Source organism: Anabaena sp. TISTR 8404, assembly GCF_056847745.1.
Genome location: NZ_CP180578.1, coordinates 1,188,011 through 1,205,166, shown reverse-complemented (window position 1 = coordinate 1,205,166; position 17,156 = coordinate 1,188,011). Strand labels below are relative to the sequence as shown.

General features: G+C 41.2%; 13 protein-coding genes. 11 read left to right on the top strand and 2 right to left on the bottom strand.

What is annotated here, in order from left to right; all coding sequences use genetic code 11:
* Positions 1–527 precede the first annotated feature (527 nt).
* The 8 genes from ACMX3D_RS05100 to ACMX3D_RS05065 all read left to right on the top strand — a co-directional run bounded on the left by ACMX3D_RS05100 (position 528) and on the right by ACMX3D_RS05065 (position 9,808).
* Positions 528–1,943, top strand: a complete 1,416-nt coding sequence (locus ACMX3D_RS05100; protein ID WP_482750372.1) for an NADH:flavin oxidoreductase — start codon at positions 528–530, stop codon at positions 1,941–1,943.
* An 83-nt stretch (positions 1,944–2,026) separates the two neighbouring features.
* Positions 2,027–3,499 (top strand): c-type cytochrome, encoded by a 1,473-nt coding sequence (locus ACMX3D_RS05095; RefSeq protein WP_482750371.1) that lies wholly within the window; start codon positions 2,027–2,029, stop codon positions 3,497–3,499.
* Positions 3,500–3,512: 13 nt separating this feature from the next.
* Positions 3,513–3,944: a hypothetical protein gene (locus tag ACMX3D_RS05090; RefSeq protein ID WP_482750370.1), complete on the top strand. Its 432-nt coding sequence runs from the start codon at positions 3,513–3,515 to the stop codon at positions 3,942–3,944.
* A 26-nt stretch (positions 3,945–3,970) separates the two neighbouring features.
* A complete protein-coding gene (locus ACMX3D_RS05085) occupies positions 3,971–5,404 on the top strand; it encodes a c-type cytochrome (RefSeq protein ID WP_482750369.1) in 1,434 nt (477 codons plus the stop codon).
* 53 nt (positions 5,405–5,457) lie between these two features.
* Complete coding sequence (locus tag ACMX3D_RS05080; protein WP_482750368.1) at positions 5,458–6,429, top strand: hypothetical protein; 972 nt, start codon at positions 5,458–5,460, stop codon at positions 6,427–6,429.
* A gap of 140 nt (positions 6,430–6,569) precedes the next feature.
* Positions 6,570–8,210, top strand: a complete 1,641-nt coding sequence (locus ACMX3D_RS05075) for a lipoxygenase family protein (RefSeq protein WP_482750367.1) — start codon at positions 6,570–6,572, stop codon at positions 8,208–8,210.
* 98 nt (positions 8,211–8,308) lie between these two features.
* Positions 8,309–8,614 carry a putative quinol monooxygenase gene (locus ACMX3D_RS05070; protein WP_482750366.1) on the top strand — a complete coding sequence of 102 codons (306 nt, stop codon included), beginning with the start codon at positions 8,309–8,311 and terminating at the stop codon, positions 8,612–8,614.
* Between the two features lie 111 nt (positions 8,615–8,725).
* Entirely contained in the window at positions 8,726–9,808 is a 1,083-nt protein-coding gene (locus ACMX3D_RS05065) for a saccharopine dehydrogenase family protein (RefSeq protein ID WP_482750365.1), read from the top strand.
* A 115-nt stretch (positions 9,809–9,923) separates the two neighbouring features.
* Here the strand turns inward: ACMX3D_RS05065 and psbA are convergent, their stop codons facing one another.
* On the bottom strand, positions 9,924–11,006 hold the full coding sequence (gene psbA / locus ACMX3D_RS05060; protein WP_482748743.1) for a photosystem II q(b) protein: 1,083 nt from the start codon (positions 11,004–11,006) through the stop codon (positions 9,924–9,926).
* Positions 11,007–11,178: 172 nt separating this feature from the next.
* Positions 11,179–11,529, bottom strand: coding sequence for a histidine triad nucleotide-binding protein (locus tag ACMX3D_RS05055; RefSeq protein WP_482750364.1), 351 nt, complete (start codon positions 11,527–11,529; stop codon positions 11,179–11,181).
* A gap of 66 nt (positions 11,530–11,595) precedes the next feature.
* On the opposite strand from ACMX3D_RS05055, the gene ACMX3D_RS05050 reads away from it, so the two are divergent.
* From ACMX3D_RS05050 to ACMX3D_RS05040, 3 genes are all read left to right on the top strand, one after another.
* Positions 11,596–13,125 carry a YifB family Mg chelatase-like AAA ATPase gene (locus tag ACMX3D_RS05050; RefSeq protein WP_482750363.1) on the top strand — a complete coding sequence of 510 codons (1,530 nt, stop codon included), beginning with the start codon at positions 11,596–11,598 and terminating at the stop codon, positions 13,123–13,125.
* Between the two features lie 455 nt (positions 13,126–13,580).
* Positions 13,581–15,197: a M16 family metallopeptidase gene (locus tag ACMX3D_RS05045; RefSeq protein ID WP_482750362.1), complete on the top strand. Its 1,617-nt coding sequence runs from the start codon at positions 13,581–13,583 to the stop codon at positions 15,195–15,197.
* An 87-nt stretch (positions 15,198–15,284) separates the two neighbouring features.
* Complete coding sequence (locus tag ACMX3D_RS05040) at positions 15,285–16,793, top strand: M16 family metallopeptidase (RefSeq protein ID WP_482752278.1); 1,509 nt, start codon at positions 15,285–15,287, stop codon at positions 16,791–16,793.
* Positions 16,794–17,156: the final 363 nt, after the last annotated feature.

Genomic DNA, 17,156 nt, shown 5'->3' with positions numbered 1-17,156 from the left:
AAAGTAATATTGCACCTTAACTTAGGCACGGTCATATACGAAGTTACTACACAAGTTTGCCAAACGTCACTAAAAAATTTGATCCTATGTGAACTGAATTTTTTAAAAAATTGTAAATTTATCCTGGCGTGATAAATTACATTTGTTATCTTGTAAGCGACATTTCAGACTAGGTTAATTTTGTAACAAATTGTTTGTGGGAGAGTGAATTAATTTTGCGTTAACCTTGGTATAAATAAAAGGATTTCTTAAGATTTGATTTGTTGAGGATACTAGTTTCACTCAAATTTACAATTCTAATTTAATGGCTCAACAGTTAACTGCTAAGCCTTCAGTTTAATATTTGGGCAGCAAACTAAGTAACAAAAACTTAATCTTTTACATCACATCCGAAAATCTCAATCTTGAACTTGTAACTATTAAAAACTAAACCCACAGAGTATCTAGCAACGGTATTTATCTGGGTAGCTTTTGCTTACCCAGTAGCAATTTTAATATTTGATTCTATTGCAAATAGGGAGGAGAGTATGGAGAACGATATTATCTTTAAGCCATTGCAATTTCGGAATCTCACTGTCAAAAACCGGATTTTTCGCTCCAGTATATCCGGTCGGTGGGATAACTACGACGGTTCAGGTACTCAAGCCAGAATTAACTGGGAAGAAAAATTTGCCCGTGGTGGTGTGGGAGCAATTATTACTTCTTTTGTACCTGTAGCAATTCGTGGCAGAATTATGCCCAACTACGCAACTATTCATTGCGATGACCGGATTCCTTTTTGGCGCAAAGTAGGTGAAAAAGTTCATGAATACGACTGTAAATTAATTTTGCAACTCAGCCATTCTGGACGACAGCAAGATATTGGTGGTGTGGAAAACGACGGTTTAAAAGCATTAAGTTCTACAAGTAACACTGAATCTTTCCACGGCTTACGTTGCCAAGCTATGACCTTGGCAGAAATCAAAGAAACTATCCAAATGTTTGCTGATGGAGCCAGACGAGCGCGTTTAGCTGGGTTAGATGGTGTAGAACTACACAGTGCTAATGGTTATTTATTTAACCAGTTTCTTAGTTCGGGAATTAATGATCGCCAAGACGAATATGGTGGTTCACTAGAAAATCGGGCGCGGTTTTTACTAGATGTCATTCGAGCGATTCGTAAAGAAGTCGGAGAAGACTTTCACCTGCAATTTAAAATTAGTGCTATTGATTACAACGATGCCGTTATTCCCTGGGAGAAACGCGGAAATACTTTAGAAGAATCTGTACAAATTTGTAAATGGGCGGAAGCAGCAGGTGCAGATGCAGTCCACGTATCTGTAGGAAGTTTATTCCCTCATCCTCTCAATCCCATTGGTGATTTTAATTTTGATGTCATTACCAAAACCTATGACACAATGCTCTCCAGTGGTATTTACACCACACGCAACTACATTCTCTTCCGCTACAAACTGTTAAATCCAATTTTCAAATTCTTGTGGAATCGGGTTAAAAAACAACTTCCAGCACCTGCATTTAGTGGTGATTATGTTCCCGATGCGGAAATGCAAAAACTTTTGGCAGAAAACCAAGGCAGAAATTTACTGTCATCCAAAGCTATTAAACAAGCCGTTAATATTCCTGTTTTATGTACTGGTGGTTTTCAACAAGGTTCGTTTATTCGCAAAGCCATTGAAGATGAATATTGTGATGGTGTGACAATTGCTCGTCAATTGATTGCCAATAACGATTTACCAAAACAATTGCAACAAGGCAAAGACTTGCCAGATAAACCATGTACTTACTGCAACAAATGTCTGTTGAACGTGATTGAAAACCCTTTGGGTTGTTATGAACTAAGTCGCTTTGATAACTATGAAGCAATGATGGCAGAAGTTATGTCAGTTTATCATGGCGATGAATCGGCAAAACATAACCTAGAAGTTCCAGCACTGCATGTTTAATTTGTCCTTTGTTAATAGTCATTTGTAAATATGACCAATGACTATTGACTATTGACTCTTGACCATTGGAGAGTGATTTTGTAATGACTCAAACAAACCCTACCCTAGTTCCCACCGTCGTCAAGGGAACTAAAGCGGTTGTCAAGTGGATTTTGGCTGCAATTGTGGGAGTTGTAGCAGTAATTCTATTGCTGATTTGGCCTGCCATCTCTAACTCCCCAGTTGATTACGCCGATATCCAAGACCATTTTAAGTATGGTTCTATTGGTAGTGAACCAGTAAATGGAGTTCCCTACTGGATATGGAAAGTTCTACCAGAATTATTTCCTGATAAATTGCCTGATAAAGGTTACACTTCTTTGGGATTTATTCAAGAAGAAGGAAAAGATTTACCTATTGGGTTTTCGCAACGCAGGGTTTTGATTAATCGTGTTGGCTTGAATTGTGCCGTGTGTCATACAGGTACACTGCGCGATACCCCAAAAAGCGATCGCCAAATCATTACAGCCATGCCTGCTAACGTAGTAAACTTGCAGGGATACATCAAATTTTTATCCGAAGTTGCTGTAGATCCGCGATTTACTGCCAACCGGATGCTGCCAGAAATTGAAAAAATTAGTGGCGGTCTGAACCCAATTGAAAAATTAGTGTATCGGTTTATTGCGATTCCGCAAACACGAGACGCATTAATTAATCAAAGAGGCAGACTTTCTTTTATTTATGACCAACCAGATTGGGGGCCAGGGAGAGTAGATACTTTCAATCCTTATAAAGCAATTCAGTTTCATTTTCCTATGAATAAATTGCGTGAGGATGAATTAATCGGCACATCGGATTTCCCTTCTGTTTGGAATCAAAAACCCCGTGAAGGCTTGCAATTACACTGGGATGGTAATAACAAATCTGTTGATGAACGTAACAAAAGTGCCGCTTTAGGTGCAGGCGTTACACCCACAACAATCGATTTAGATAGAATTCAACGAGTAGCTGATTGGTTATGGACATTATCAGCACCAAAATATCCATATCAAGTTAATCAAACTTTAGCTGCTACTGGAGAGAAATTATTTGAAAATAATTGTGCTAGTTGCCATGCCTTTGGCGGAAAATATACAGGTAAAGTTGTACCCATTCAAGAAATTGGTACAGACCCTCATCGTCTGAATTCCTTTACCTATCAAACGCTATCTAACCAAAATACATTGTATGCTGGTTATCCTTGGCGCTTTAATCATTTCCGCAAAACGAATGGCTACGCTAATGCACCACTAGATGGGATTTGGTTACGCGGCCCTTATTTGCATAATGGCTCAGTTCCCACATTACGAGATTTGCTAGAAAAACCAGAGAATAGACCCAAAGAATTTTATCGGGGTTACGACGTTATTGATAGAGAGAAAGTTGGTTTCGTGTCAACTGTGGCTGAAGAAAACGGCAAAAAATATTTTAAATTTGATACGGCGAAACCTGGAAATAGCAACAGCGGTCATGTATATGGAACTGAACTCTCACCAGCAGAAAAAGATGCTTTGGTTGAGTACATGAAGCAACTGTAATTAGGAGCAAACAATGAATACTTACGCAAAATTGTTTAGTCGTGTAACTTGGCTGGGCATTATTGTGAATATGCTTTTCGTCATTCCCTCGTGCTTCTTTCCAGAGCTAATGCTGTGGTTTTTGAAGATGCATCAACCTGACCCAATTATCTGGGTGAGAACAGCGGGAATGCTGTTATTTATCATTAGTGCTTTTTACATTCCGGGTGCAATTGATCCTTATAGATATAGAGCAACTGCTTGGATATCAATATTTCCCTCCAGAGCCTTTGGTTCGACATTTTTTATTTGTGCCGTGTTATTTTTTGGGCAAGATAAAGGCTTTTTATCTATTGCCTTTGTTGACTTATTTTTTGGTGTAGTAGAAGCAATTTTCTTAACTCTAGCTATGCGGAGTGAAAATGCAGGTGCGATCGCCAGTCAACCAACAAAACAATTCTCCTAATTTCTACCAAGGAGCAATGTAATGTCATGAAAATATTCAAAGAGAAATTAGGCAGAATTCTCGCCAGCATTGCTTTAGTTTTTGTCCTGTTAGTTGGGGTAGGTGGCTATACAGCTTGGTATCATTTATTTCGGGATGTGCCGCTTACCTACGAATCTCCAGAAGAACACTTTAAATATGGTTCTATTGGTACAGAAGCAGCCCAAGGTGTACCTTATTGGATTTGGTTGGTACTACCGCGCATCTTTCCCGACAAACTACCAGGGCCAGGGGGTTACACTTCTTTAGGCATTACCTGGGAAGAAGGCAAAGAAACCCCAGTCGGTTTTACGAAAAAAACCATTGGTTTTCCGCGTGTGGGCATAACTTGTGCGGTATGTCACACTGCTACCTATAGAACTAGTGCCTTAGAAAAACCCCATATCTTTCCTGCTGGCCCTTCTAATAAATTCAACTCCCAAGCCTATGTGCGCTTTCTGGGTGCAGCCGCCCAAGACCCCAGATTTAACGCCGACTATATCCTCGACGAAATCAAATATAATCATAAGTTTTCTTGGATAGAAAACTTACTTTATCGCTTTTTGATTATTCCCCAAACCAAAAAAGCTTTGCTGCAACAAAACGCAGACTTCGCTTGGATGGATTCTCGCCCTAACTGGGGGCCTGGTAGGATTGATCCGTTTAACCCAGTCAAATTCAACACCTTAAAGCTGCCCAAAGATGACACCATCGGTAACTCTGATATGATGCCGATTTGGAATCAAAAACTGCACAAAGGATTTGCCTTGCATTGGGATGGTTTGGAAACTTCTTTGAAAGAAACTGTGCAAACGGGAGCGATTGGCGATGGGGCGACAAAAGATTCTTTACCTGTGGCTGATTTGCAACGAGTCGAAGACTATATCACCGAACTTTCACCGCCTCAATATCCCTTTGCAGTGGATGAGAAATTGGCGGTAAAAGGTAGTCAAATTTTTGCTAACACCTGTGCATCTTGTCATGCTTTTGGTGGCGAAAGAACAGGTACAGTCATTCCTGTAGACGAAGTAGGAACTGACCGCCATCGTTTAGATATGTGGACGCAACAAGCCGCCGACACATACAATCACTTTGGTGATGGCTATCCTTGGGACTTCAGCCAATTACGCAAAACCAACGGCTATGTTTCCGTATCTTTAGATGGACTCTGGATTAGAGCGCCATATTTGCATAACGGTTCTGTACCATCTCTGCAAGACTTGTTAGAAAAACCGGAAAATCGTCCGAAAACCTTTTATCGGGGCTACGATGTTTACGATTCGCAAAGAGTTGGCTTTGTTTCCGAAGGAAAAGAAGCTGAACGTGTAGGTTTTAAATATGATACGAGCGTTGCTGCCAATTCCAATCAGGGACATCTTTATGGCACGGATTTGCCTAGTGATGATAAAAAAGCACTGATTGAGTACTTAAAAACCCTGTAAATAGTAGCAGCATCGTCAGTTTCTAGAAAACTTACAACAAAAGGGGTATTGTAATGGCTACTGACTACGTTTTGTTTATACATGGTGTTAGTATCCGCAACGATAAATATGCCGATGAACTGTTTAAACGTCTAGAAAAAAGTGCCAGCGATCGCCAACGAGATTTCAAAAAAATCGCGCTTTTCTGGGGTGATGTTAATCAACCCGCCGAAAGTAATTTATTAGGGCAGATGCGACGTTCATCTTATTGGGATGATATGTGGTTCCGCAACTTTCGAGAACAGCAAATTCTCTCATTTGCTGGAGATGCAGCACTTTATATCAGTCGTCATGTAGGTGCAAAAGTCGTTAGTAGGCTGAAAGCTCAAGCGATCGCCAACGGGTTACATCAAGCCCAACCCGATGATCGCCTACACCTAGTTACCCACAGTTGGGGAACCGTGATTTTATTTGACATCTTGTTTGCGAGTCGTTGGGATGATCCAAAAGCACCTGGCTATGATGATGTTATGGAAATCCGCGATGGCATTTTTGGCGTAGTTGGGAAAAATAGCGATCGTCGTCAGGGAATTACCATTGCGAGTATTCACACCCTCGGTTCACCAGTAGCCATCTTTAGTTTGACTAATGTCAAGCCAGGTAAAGATGGGACAGATTCACCCAGTAGCCACGACATTACACCCAACCTCCAAACATTGTTGGAGTGTCTGCAAGAAGTACGCCAAGGTAGTTTCCTACCTTGGCGCAATTATATTCATCCTGGCGATCCTATCGCTTATCCACTTAAAGAACTCATGACAGATTTAGTGGATGGTGATACTCAATACCTAGATATTCAAGATATCCTCACCCAAAACACAGGATGGTTAGAAAGTCTAACTGCACAAACACTTTTACCCTTGCTATCTGGCGGTGATGCACATGGTAGCTACTGGCGCAACGATAAAGTAATTCAAGAAATCATTAATGCTGTGAAACAAGAGGCTCCTACATCTAATTTAGTCTCTCGTCCTATCCAAGTATAACTCTTGTAGTGCGGGCAATATGCCTGCCCCAACATCCCACAAGTAGGATGATCAAAGTATACGTATATTTCAAAAATCACAGTCAGATAGTAATTACGAATTACGAATTATAAGTTACTATTCCCTACTCAAAAACCATCATGAAACCATACTTACCCCAAGTAGATCCTAATCCCACTATCCGTAAAGATGAGATAGTAAAAAATCAAGCAGACTATAAATTCAATCACAATTATCTTGCTCCCATTCCAGTCATCGATAAAGTACCGCATCAAGAACTTTTCTCGGCAGAATATACCGCTAAACGCCTAGCAAGTATGGCAAATCTAGCACCGAATATGCTGGCTGCTAAAGCAAGAAATTTCCTTGATCCATTAGATGAATTAGAAGAATACGAAGATTTATTGGCACTTTTGCCTAAGCCAGATGTTATCAAAAATTACAAAACAGACTCGTGTTTTGCCGAACAAAGACTTTCAGGTGCTAACCCTTTAGCAATTCGCAGAATTGATAGGTTACCAGAAAATTTTGCTGTTACTAACGCGCATTTTCAAAAAGCAATAGGCACAGAATCTAATTTAGAGACAGCACTAAAAGAAGGCAAACTCTATTTCCTCGACTACCCTTTGCTATTTGACATTCAAGGTGGTACTTATCAGAACACCAAAAAGTACTTACCCAAACCCCGCGCTTTATTTTACTGGCATAGCAACAGTGTGCTAAATGGAGGTTCTCTGAGGCCTGTGGCTATTCAACTAAATAATGATTCTGCTACAAATAGCCTCATTTACACTCCAGATGATCCATACCTTGATTGGTTTTTAGCTAAAACTTGTGTGCAAATTGCAGACGGAAATCATCAAGAATTAGGCAGTCATTTTGCATATACTCATGCCGTTATGGCTCCTTTTTGTATTGCTACATCACGCCAATTAGCTGCAAATCATCCTATTGCCTTATTACTAAAACCGCACTTCCGATTCATGTTATTTGATAACGATTTAGGACGTACTCACTTTTTACAACCAGGCGGCCCAGTTGATGAATTTATGGCAGGTTCTTTGGAAGAATCTTTAACTTTTATAGTTAAAACTTACCAAGATTGGAGTGTTGAGAAGTTTGTCTTTCCGACATTAATGAAAAGTCAAAACATGGATGACCCAGAAATATTACCGCATTTTCCTTTCCGCGATGATGGAATGTTGGTTTGGGATGCCATTCAAAAGTTTGTTACCGACTATCTACAACTTTATTACAAAACTCCTCAAGACTTGAGCGAAGATTATGAATTGCAAAATTGGGCAAGAGAACTAGTCGCTCAAGATGGTGGACGAGTTAAAGGAATGCCAGAGAAAATTGAAACTATCGACCAATTAATTCAAATTATTACAGTAGTAGTTTTCACCTGCGCTCCTTTCCACTCAGCTTTGAATTTTTCTCAGTACGAATACATGGCTTTCGTACCTAATATGCCCTATGCAGCTTATCACCCAACTCCAGAAAGCAAGGGCGTAGATATGCAAACCATCATGAAGCTATTGCCACCTTTCAAGCAAGCTGCCGACCAAGTAATGTGGACGAATATCTTAACATCGTACCATTACGATAAATTGGGTTACTATGATGAAGAATTTGCCGACCCATTAGCACAAGAATTAGTTGTGCAATTCCAACAAAATTTGCATGATATAGAACGACAAATTGAGATTAGAAATCAAACTCGTCCTATACCTTATAATTACCTCAAACCTTCGCAAATTATTAACAGTATCAACACATGATAGGAAGTTAAAAGGAAAAAGTTAAAAGGAAAAAATAATTTTATCTTTTTCCTTTTTGGCTTTATTAATCACGCATCTATCCACACAGGAGAATTTAAATGTTACATCAACAAGTTACAGTTACTGCTCGTCTAAAAGTAAAGCCAGGTTTAGAAGATAGATTTAGAGAAGAATTTGAGCCTATTATCGCTCTAACTCGTGCTGAAGATGGTTGTATTAATTACGATTTACACCAATCTATAGAAGAGCCATCTTTGTTTTTGTTGCATGAAAATTGGGCTAGTCAAGAAATTTTGAATCTGCATTTACAGCAGCCTTATATTCGGGCGCTTGGGGCTAAATCTGAAGAATTTTTGGTAGAACCGCCAGAAGTTAAATTATGGCAACAGGTTGTTAATAATTAAGTCAAGTTAAGGTTATATCCCCCCTAGCCCCCTTAAAAAGGGGGAATTTGATTGTGTATTGCTTAATAGTACAAAAGGGGGATTTGTGAATATTTAAATTTGGGAAAAACGATGGCCGCAAAGGTGTTATTGTATGGTGCGACAGGCTATGCAGGTAAACTGATAGCCGAAACTGCCAAACGTCAGGGTGTAGAGTTGATTTTGGCTGGGCGAAATCAAAGTGCATTGATGTCAGAGGCGGAAAGATTAAACTTTGAATTTCGCGTTTTTAGTTTGGATGACTCGCAAGCGATCGCACATTCTCTCCAAGATGTTACAGTTGTTCTCAATTGTGCGGGGCCTTTTGCTAAAACAGCCAAGTCACTTGTTGATGTCTGCTTGCAAACTCATACTCATTATTTAGATATCGCTGGCGAAGTTCCCGAATTTCAGGCTTTAGCAGCACGAGACGCAGAAGCGAAAAAAGCAGGTATCATGTTGCTTCCTGGTGTCGGGTTTGGTGTAGTTCCAACTGATTGTATTGCTGTTTATCTTAAATCTCAGTTACCAACCGCCAACACACTCACATTAATCTATGAAACAGAAGGCGGTGTCTCTCAAGGAACTGCAAACACTGTTCTGCCCAGCTTACATGAAATGGGTGTAGTCAGAAAAGAAGGTAAACTGATTTCGGCGCGACCAGCCGAGAAAAAACGCAAAGTTGATTTTGGTGCGGGGTTAGTCACAGCAGTAACTAACCCCTGGCGTGCTGATATAGTTACCGCATTCCACAGCACAAATATTCCTAATATTGAAGCTTACACAGTTTTTCCTAGCCCTGTGAGTTTCCTCATGGAAAGCAGTCAGTATTTAGGATGGTTACTTAGCTCATCACCTTTTCAAAGCATCTTAGCTAATTTAATTAAAAAACTACCACCAGGGCCAAGTGCAGAAGAACGCGCCAAAGGTAAAGTCGGAGTCATAGGTATTGCGGAAGACAAATCTGGTCGTCAAGTCACAGCGAAACTCATCGGCCCAGAAGCCTATGATTTTACTGCTTTAGCGGCTGTGGTAGTTATCCAACGCATTATCAAAGGGGAAGTCAAACCAGGATTTCAAACTCCTGCTACTGTTTACGGTGCTGATTTAGTTTTGGATATACCGGGAGTTAAGAGGTTCAGCGGTGAACCTTCTGTGGATTTACTTATAAAGTAACTGTGAAATGATCAAGTAATAAAGAAATAAGCGTAAAAGATTGTTAATTTGAGTTCTAACTAAAAAAGCGTCTTCTGCTACCAGAGGACGCTTTTTATTTAGCTAAGTTAGAAAATTAACCGTTGATAGCAGGAGCGCTGATAGCAACAGGAGCAACATCACCAGCAGCTAAGTCTAAGGGGAAGTTGTGAGCATTACGCTCGTGCATTACTTCCATACCCAAGTTAGCGCGGTTGATGATGTCAGCCCAGGTGTTGATGACGCGACCTTGGGAGTCAATCACAGATTGGTTGAAGTTGAAACCATTCAAGTTGAACGCCATTGTGCTGATACCCAAAGCGGTAAACCAGATACCGACTACAGGCCATGCAGCTAAGAAGAAGTGCAAGGAACGGCTATTGTTGAAGGACGCATATTGGAAAATCAAGCGACCGAAGTAACCGTGTGCTGCTACGATGTTATAGGTTTCTTCTTCTTGACCGAACTTGTAACCGTAGTTTTGAGATTCGGTTTCGGTTGTTTCACGCACCAAGGAGGAGGTTACCAAAGAACCGTGCATTGCGGAGAACAAAGAACCGCCGAATACACCAGCCACACCTAACATGTGGAAGGGGTGCATCAGGATGTTGTGTTCTGCTTGGAACACGATCATGAAGTTGAATGTTCCACTGATTCCCAAGGGCATACCATCAGAGAAGGAACCTTGTCCGATGGGGTAGATCAAGAATACTGCGGTAGCAGATGCCAAAGGCGCAGAGTAAGCTACGCAGATCCAAGGACGCATACCCAAGCGGTAGGACAATTCCCACTGACGACCCATGTAGCAAGCACATCCGATCAGGAAGTGGAAGATTACCAATTGGTAAGGGCCACCGTTGTACAACCACTCGTCTAAGGATGCTGCTTCCCAAATTGGGTAGAAGTGCAAACCAATAGCGTTGGAAGAAGGAACAACTGCACCAGAGATGATGTTGTTTCCGTAGATTAAGGAACCTGCAACAGGTTCACGGATACCATCGATGTCTACGGGGGGAGCAGCGATGAATGCAATTACGAAGCAGGTGGTTGCAGCCAGCAAGGTTGGAATCATCAATACGCCGAACCAACCGACATAAATCCGGTTTTCGGTGCTGGTGATCCAGTTGCAGAAACGCTCCCATACGTTAGCGTTTGAACGCTGTTGTAAGGTTGTGGTCATTTTTTTATGATTGCCGTACTTTTTACAATTTTGTTTGGTAGGTTTTTCTACCTTTTATCAAATTAGAATCAAAATTTAGTTTTGTAAAGCTTATTATCCAAGTAAACATTATAAGATTTATTTCTTTTTGTTATGAATCGTGAAGTTAATCACGATTCATAAGGTTTAAGCATCAACCAGGAGGCCAGTCCATGTGCCTTCCTCCTAGAATATGCAGATGTAAATGGTATACAGTTTGACCACCATCAGCACCTGTATTGATCACAATCCGATAACCGTTTTGTAAACCAGCTTCTTGAGCAACACGCTTGGCTGTTAATAATAGATGTCCCAACAAAGCTGCATCCTCAGATTCGGCATCAGCTAATTTAGGTATGGGTTTTTTGGGAATAACAAGGATATGAACTGGCGCTTGTGGGTTAACATCCTTAAACGCCAAAGCTAAATCATCCTCATAAACGATATTGGCGGGAATTTCCCGACGAATAATCTTGCTGAAAATCGTCTCTGTGGTTTCACTCATGCCGATTTACTTACTCATCTGCTAGAGATTCTAAAGGTTTAGCGTTATAGAAGAAATATTTAACCAATGCTTGCTAGAGTCTGGAGTGCATCAATTGTCGGCATCGATGCTGTAAAAGTGGGCGTGGAAGTCGATGTATCAGGGGGATTACCAGGAATTATTGTCTTGGGGCTTCCAGATTCAGCGGTTCAGGAATCAAAAGAGAGGGTGAAGGCGACTTTAAAAAATGCTGGTTTTGCCTTTCCGATGCGTAAAATTGTGATTAACTTGACTCCGGCAGACTTACGCAAGGAAGGCCCTTGTTTTGATTTGCCGATTAGTGTGGGAATTTTAGCCGCTTCTGAGCAAATTAATGCTGATTTATTAGGAGATTATCTATTTCTGGGTGAAGTTTCGCTAGATGGTAGCTTAAGGCCTGTGGCTGGCGTTTTACCTATAGCTGCTACTGCGCAAAAAATGGGAATCGCAGGTTTAGTTGTGCCTGCTGACAATGCCCAAGAAGCTGCTGTGGTTAAAGGTTTGGCTGTTTATGGTTGTAAAACTATATCAGAAGTAGTTGATTTATTAAATAATCCAGGAAGTTGCAAACCTGTACAGATAAATGATGCAGTAGACACTGTAAAATTATCTTATCCCATTGCAGATTTGCACGATGTTAAAGGACAAGCTCATGCTCGTCGTGCATTAGAAATTGCGGCGGCTGGCGGACACAATTTAATTTTTGTCGGGCCTCCTGGGAGTGGCAAAACAATGTTAGCCAGACGCTTGTCAGGGATTTTGCCGCCACTGGAATTCTCAGAAGCTTTGGAAGTAACTCAAATTCACTCTGTAGCTGGATTATTAAAAAATCGTGGTTCTTTAGTGCGCGATCGCCCTTTTCGTAGTCCTCATCACTCAGCATCGGGGCCTTCTTTGGTTGGTGGTGGCAGTTTTCCGCGTCCTGGGGAAATCTCGTTATCTCACCGGGGTATATTATTTCTCGATGAACTCACGGAGTTTAAACGAGATGTCTTAGAATTTCTGCGTCAGCCTTTAGAAGATGGCTATGTGACAATTTCCCGCACTAAACAATCAGTTGTTTTTCCGGCACAGTTTACTTTGGTGGCAAGTACTAATCCTTGTCCTTGCGGTTACTACGGCGATACTATTCAACAGTGTACCTGTTCACCCAGACAAAGAGAACAATATTGGGCAAAGCTTTCTGGGCCTTTGATGGATAGAATTGATTTGCAAGTGGCGGTGAATCGCCTCAAACCCCAGGAAATTACCCAACAACCCACAGGAGAGTCATCAAAATCTGTACGGGAGAGAGTACAACAAGCACGCGATCGCAGTATTCACCGCTTCCAAACAGAAACAAGTCTGCGTTGCAATGCTCAAATGCAAAGCCGACATCTGCAACAATGGTGCAAGCTAGATGATGCTAGTCGTTATTTATTAGAAGCAGCAATCAATAAATTAGGTTTATCGGCTAGAGCGAGCGATCGCATTCTCAAAGTTGCCCGCACTATCGCAGACTTAGCCGGAGAAGATAACCTACAACCCCATCATGTAGCAGAAGCAATTCAGTATCGTACTATCGATAGAATGCTGTGATTATCAGTGCAAAATTGCAGCTATCTACAGGCAGATTAAAACCAAAGCACAAGCATACAGCATTTGGGGGATGGATATAGTCAGTGGTATATCTACACTGCTTATTAATAATAGAATAGACTTCTTGCAAAAGTCGTTATTTGCGAGCTTTTCTTTGCGTCTTTGCGCCTTTGCGCGAGACAAAAAAATATTTATGCAAGAGGTCTAATGATAAATAGTAAGCTGATCTGCATGGTGCTATAAATTCCTCTCAATTAAAGCAGCTAAATTCTTGAGGAAAATACAAAATTTAACTGAAGAAAAATTAAAAGAATTTTTTAATTTTCAGTTTCCAATTGAGAGTGTAAGTAATCTGTTGGTTGCTGACTGCTAAATTTTGGCTAAGACATAAAAATCCAAGTTGAATGCTGATTAGCTGAGTCGAACTGCTACTACCAAAATAGCTGGACAAATATATGTTGTTAGCTAAGCTGAAACGCTTGATTTCTAGTTCAGTCAGATTGCGTTGGCTGTTGGCAATATTGATAGCCATAATTCTATCCTGGAAATTAGTACCAGAAGTTGCTGTAGCCCAAATTCAGACAGCATCTCCTCAACAACCGCTGCAAAAAAGCAAAACTCAAACTCCACCAGTTCCCAATTCAATACAACCTTATCTAGATCGAGCAATTAAGCAAGTGACAGAGTTTCGTCTCGATAATGGACTCAAATTTATTGTTTTTGAACGCCATCAAGCGCCAGTAATTTCCTTCGTGACTTATGCAGATGTGGGTGCAGTGGATGAGCCAGATGGGAAAACTGGTATGGCTCACTTTCTTGAACATTTGGCATTTAAAGGTACAACGCGCATTGGTACAACAGACTATAAAGCAGAGAAACCGTTACTAGACCGCTTAGAACAGTTGGATGCTCAAATTAAAGCAGCAAAAGCTGATGGTAAACAAGATGAGGTTGCTCAGTTGCAAGCCGAGTTTGAGCAAGTAGAATCACAAGCAGCCAAACTAGTTAAGGAGAATGAGTTCATTCAAATTGTCAGCCAAGCAGGAGGAGATTTAAATGCTTATACTTATTTAGATAAAACAGTTTATCCTTACGTCTTTCCTGCCAACAAATTAGAACTGTGGATGTCACTGGAGTCTGAGCGATTTCTCGAACCAGAATTTCGCCGCGAGTTTTATAAAGAAAGAGATGTCATTTTGGAAGAGCGACGCTTGCGTGTGGAAAACTCACCAACAGGAATGATGGGGGAAAAGTTTTTAGACACTGCTTTCAAGGTTCATCCCTACAGACGGCCAGGAATTGGTTATGAAGAAGATATCCGCAACTTGACACCAAAAGATGTCCAAAAGTTTTTTGAGACATACTATATACCAAGCAATTTAACCATCGCCATTGTCGGAGATGTCAACCCGGCTGAAGTTAAACAACTGGCACAAATTTACTTTGGGCGCTATCCAGCCAAACCAAAACCAATTGACAAAATTCCGGTGGAACCACCGCAGACACAAATGCGGGAGGTGACTTTGCGGCTACCATCTCAACCTTTGTACTGGGAAGGTTATCATCGTCCGGCAGTTACCCATCCAGATAATGCAGTTTATGACATCATTGGTGGTTTATTATGGGTTGGCCCCACGTCGCGGTTGTATAAGTCTTTGGTGGAACAACAGCAGTTGGCATCCGATGTAAATGGTGGCACTAGTGCGCCAGACAACAAATACCCGAATTTGATAGTTTTCTTGGCTACTACGGCTTCTGGTCACACTATAGATGAGTTGGCAGCAGCTTTGCACAAGGAAATAGACAAATTGAAGACTGAGCCTGTTTCAGCGACTGAGTTGCAACGTGTGAAAACTCAAATCAAAGCTGCTTTATTAGATAACCTCAATTCCAATATGGGTATGGCGAGACGATTATCGGAATATGAGGCAAAAACTGGTTCTTGGCGGAATTCGTTTAAGTATTTGGATGAAATTGCAGCAGTAACTCCTGCTGATATTCAGCGAGTGGCAAAGGCAACGTTTACAGCCGAAAATCGCACGATTGGCAAGCTGTTGTCGCAACAAGGATAAGACGCGCAAAAGTTTGCCGCAGGCTCATGCAAAAGATGTAAAGGAATTAAATATATGCACAGGTACAAGGTGAACAGTAAACAACCGATGGAAAATCACCGAAATTCTGAGCAATGCAAATCGCTATTTAGACTGTTCTTAAAATTCAAAATTTCCAAAGGCAAAAAGTTTTTTTATGCTTTGAGTCTTGCTGTTGCCTTTTTAATTGGCACTTTTAACTTGACTTTAGCAGCCACAACAACAGCAAAGCATTATACCGAGTTGCAGTTTGCGCCACTACCTGAGATCAAGCTACCCAAGTACGATCGCTTTGTCTTACAAAACGGTATGGTTGTGTATTTGGGGGAAGATCACGAATTACCTTCTTTGAATGGTGCAGCGTTAGTGCGTACAGGCGCTCGCTTGGAACCAGCAGATAAAGTTGGTTTAGCTAATGTTGTTGGAACAGTAATGCGAACTGGAGGGACTAAGAAGCATTCGCCGGATGAACTCAATGAAATGTTAGAACAGCGAGCCGCATCTGTAGAAACTAGTATTGGTGACACTACAGGTAGTGCCAGTTTTGAAGCACTGAGGGAAGATGCCGAAATGGTGTTTGGGTTGTTTGCTGAGGTGTTGCGAGAACCAGTTTTTGCTCAGGAAAAGCTGGATTTAGCTAAGGCTCAGTTGAAAGATAATATTGCTCGTCGCAACGATGAGCCAGATAGTATTGCAGATCGGGAATTTTTGAAATTGATTTATGGTAAAGATAGCCCCTATGCCCGCACAGCAGAGTACGCAACGGTAAATCGGATTACTCGTGAAGACTTATTGAACTTTTACCAACAATATTTCCACCCCAATAATATAATTTTGGGGATTGTGGGTGACTTTGACACCAGTAAAATGCGATCGCTCATCCAAGCTAAGTTAGGCGATTGGCAGCCAAACCACAACATCACTAAACCCCAATTACCAGAGGTATCGCCAGCAAATACAGGTGGTGTCTTTTTTGTCAATCAACCGCAATTAACGCAGAGTAGTGTTCGTATGGGGCATTTAGGGGGACGGAGAGATAGTCCTGACTATGGAGCGCTGAGTGTGTTGAGTGGCGTGTTAAATGTACGCTTGTTTAATGAATTGCGATCACGTCAAAGGTTAACTTACGATGTACAAGCTTCTTGGAGTCCCAACTACGATTACCCTGGAGTGTTTGTTGCTGATGGAAAAACCCGCTCTGAGGCTACTGTACAGTTTATCAAAGCTTTACAGACTGAAATCAAGCGTATCCAAGAGCAAAGAATAACGCCAGCAGAACTAGCTTTAGCTCAAGAATCTACACTCAACTCCTTTGTATTTGAATTTCAATACCCTGCCCAAACTTTGTCACGGTTGATGACATACGAATATTACGGTTATCCTGCGGATTTTCTATTTCGCTACCAAAAAGCTGTAGCTGCAACCACAGCAGCTGATGTGCAAAGAGTAGCACAGCAATACATCAAACAAAATAATATGGTGACTTTGGTAGTGGGAAATGAAACTGCTATTCAACCACCTTTAACGCAGCTGTCAACACAGGTGACACCGATAGATGTATCAATTCCTGGTTCTTAATATAGTGTCCGGTGAAAGCAGGGGGCAGGGGTATACTGACAGGTGTAGGTTTTTAAGATTTTGATGTTAGCGACAATAATTCTTAGACATCCTCTTACACACTCCCCACTCTCCCTTCAGGTGACGCTCCTGCGTCGCTAACGCAGTCGCCTGGTCGGGAAACCCTAACAAGAGCGCTGTCTCACCATTCCTTACTTCCTGACTATATAAGTAAATTCCCAAATCAAACCGGATTCCTATAGCTGGCTTTTTTGCTATTTAATGAAGACAAAATAAAAAGTCCGCTGGTGCGGACTTTGGTTAGGCTTTCTGTCACTGTAATTGGCTACAATCATGTATCATGATGATTTTATTTTTCCTGAT

Bases quoted from the DNA above. Each gene is read 5' to 3' on its own strand.
- psbA (WP_482748743.1), bottom strand. From the start codon at position 11,006: ATGACCACAACCTTACAACAGCGTTCAAACGCTAACGTATGGGAGCGT.
- ACMX3D_RS05065 (WP_482750365.1), top strand. From the start codon at position 8,726: ATGGCCGCAAAGGTGTTATTGTATGGTGCGACAGGCTATGCAGGTAAA.
- ACMX3D_RS05100 (WP_482750372.1), top strand. From the start codon at position 528: ATGGAGAACGATATTATCTTTAAGCCATTGCAATTTCGGAATCTCACT.
- ACMX3D_RS05090 (WP_482750370.1), top strand. From the start codon at position 3,513: ATGAATACTTACGCAAAATTGTTTAGTCGTGTAACTTGGCTGGGCATT.
- ACMX3D_RS05095 (WP_482750371.1), top strand. From the start codon at position 2,027: ATGACTCAAACAAACCCTACCCTAGTTCCCACCGTCGTCAAGGGAACT.
- ACMX3D_RS05040 (WP_482752278.1), top strand. From the start codon at position 15,285: ATGGAAAATCACCGAAATTCTGAGCAATGCAAATCGCTATTTAGACTG.
- ACMX3D_RS05055 (WP_482750364.1), bottom strand. From the start codon at position 11,529: ATGAGTGAAACCACAGAGACGATTTTCAGCAAGATTATTCGTCGGGAA.
- ACMX3D_RS05050 (WP_482750363.1), top strand. From the start codon at position 11,596: ATGCTTGCTAGAGTCTGGAGTGCATCAATTGTCGGCATCGATGCTGTA.
- ACMX3D_RS05075 (WP_482750367.1), top strand. From the start codon at position 6,570: ATGAAACCATACTTACCCCAAGTAGATCCTAATCCCACTATCCGTAAA.
- ACMX3D_RS05085 (WP_482750369.1), top strand. From the start codon at position 3,971: ATGAAAATATTCAAAGAGAAATTAGGCAGAATTCTCGCCAGCATTGCT.
- ACMX3D_RS05045 (WP_482750362.1), top strand. From the start codon at position 13,581: ATGTTGTTAGCTAAGCTGAAACGCTTGATTTCTAGTTCAGTCAGATTG.
- ACMX3D_RS05080 (WP_482750368.1), top strand. From the start codon at position 5,458: ATGGCTACTGACTACGTTTTGTTTATACATGGTGTTAGTATCCGCAAC.
- ACMX3D_RS05070 (WP_482750366.1), top strand. From the start codon at position 8,309: ATGTTACATCAACAAGTTACAGTTACTGCTCGTCTAAAAGTAAAGCCA.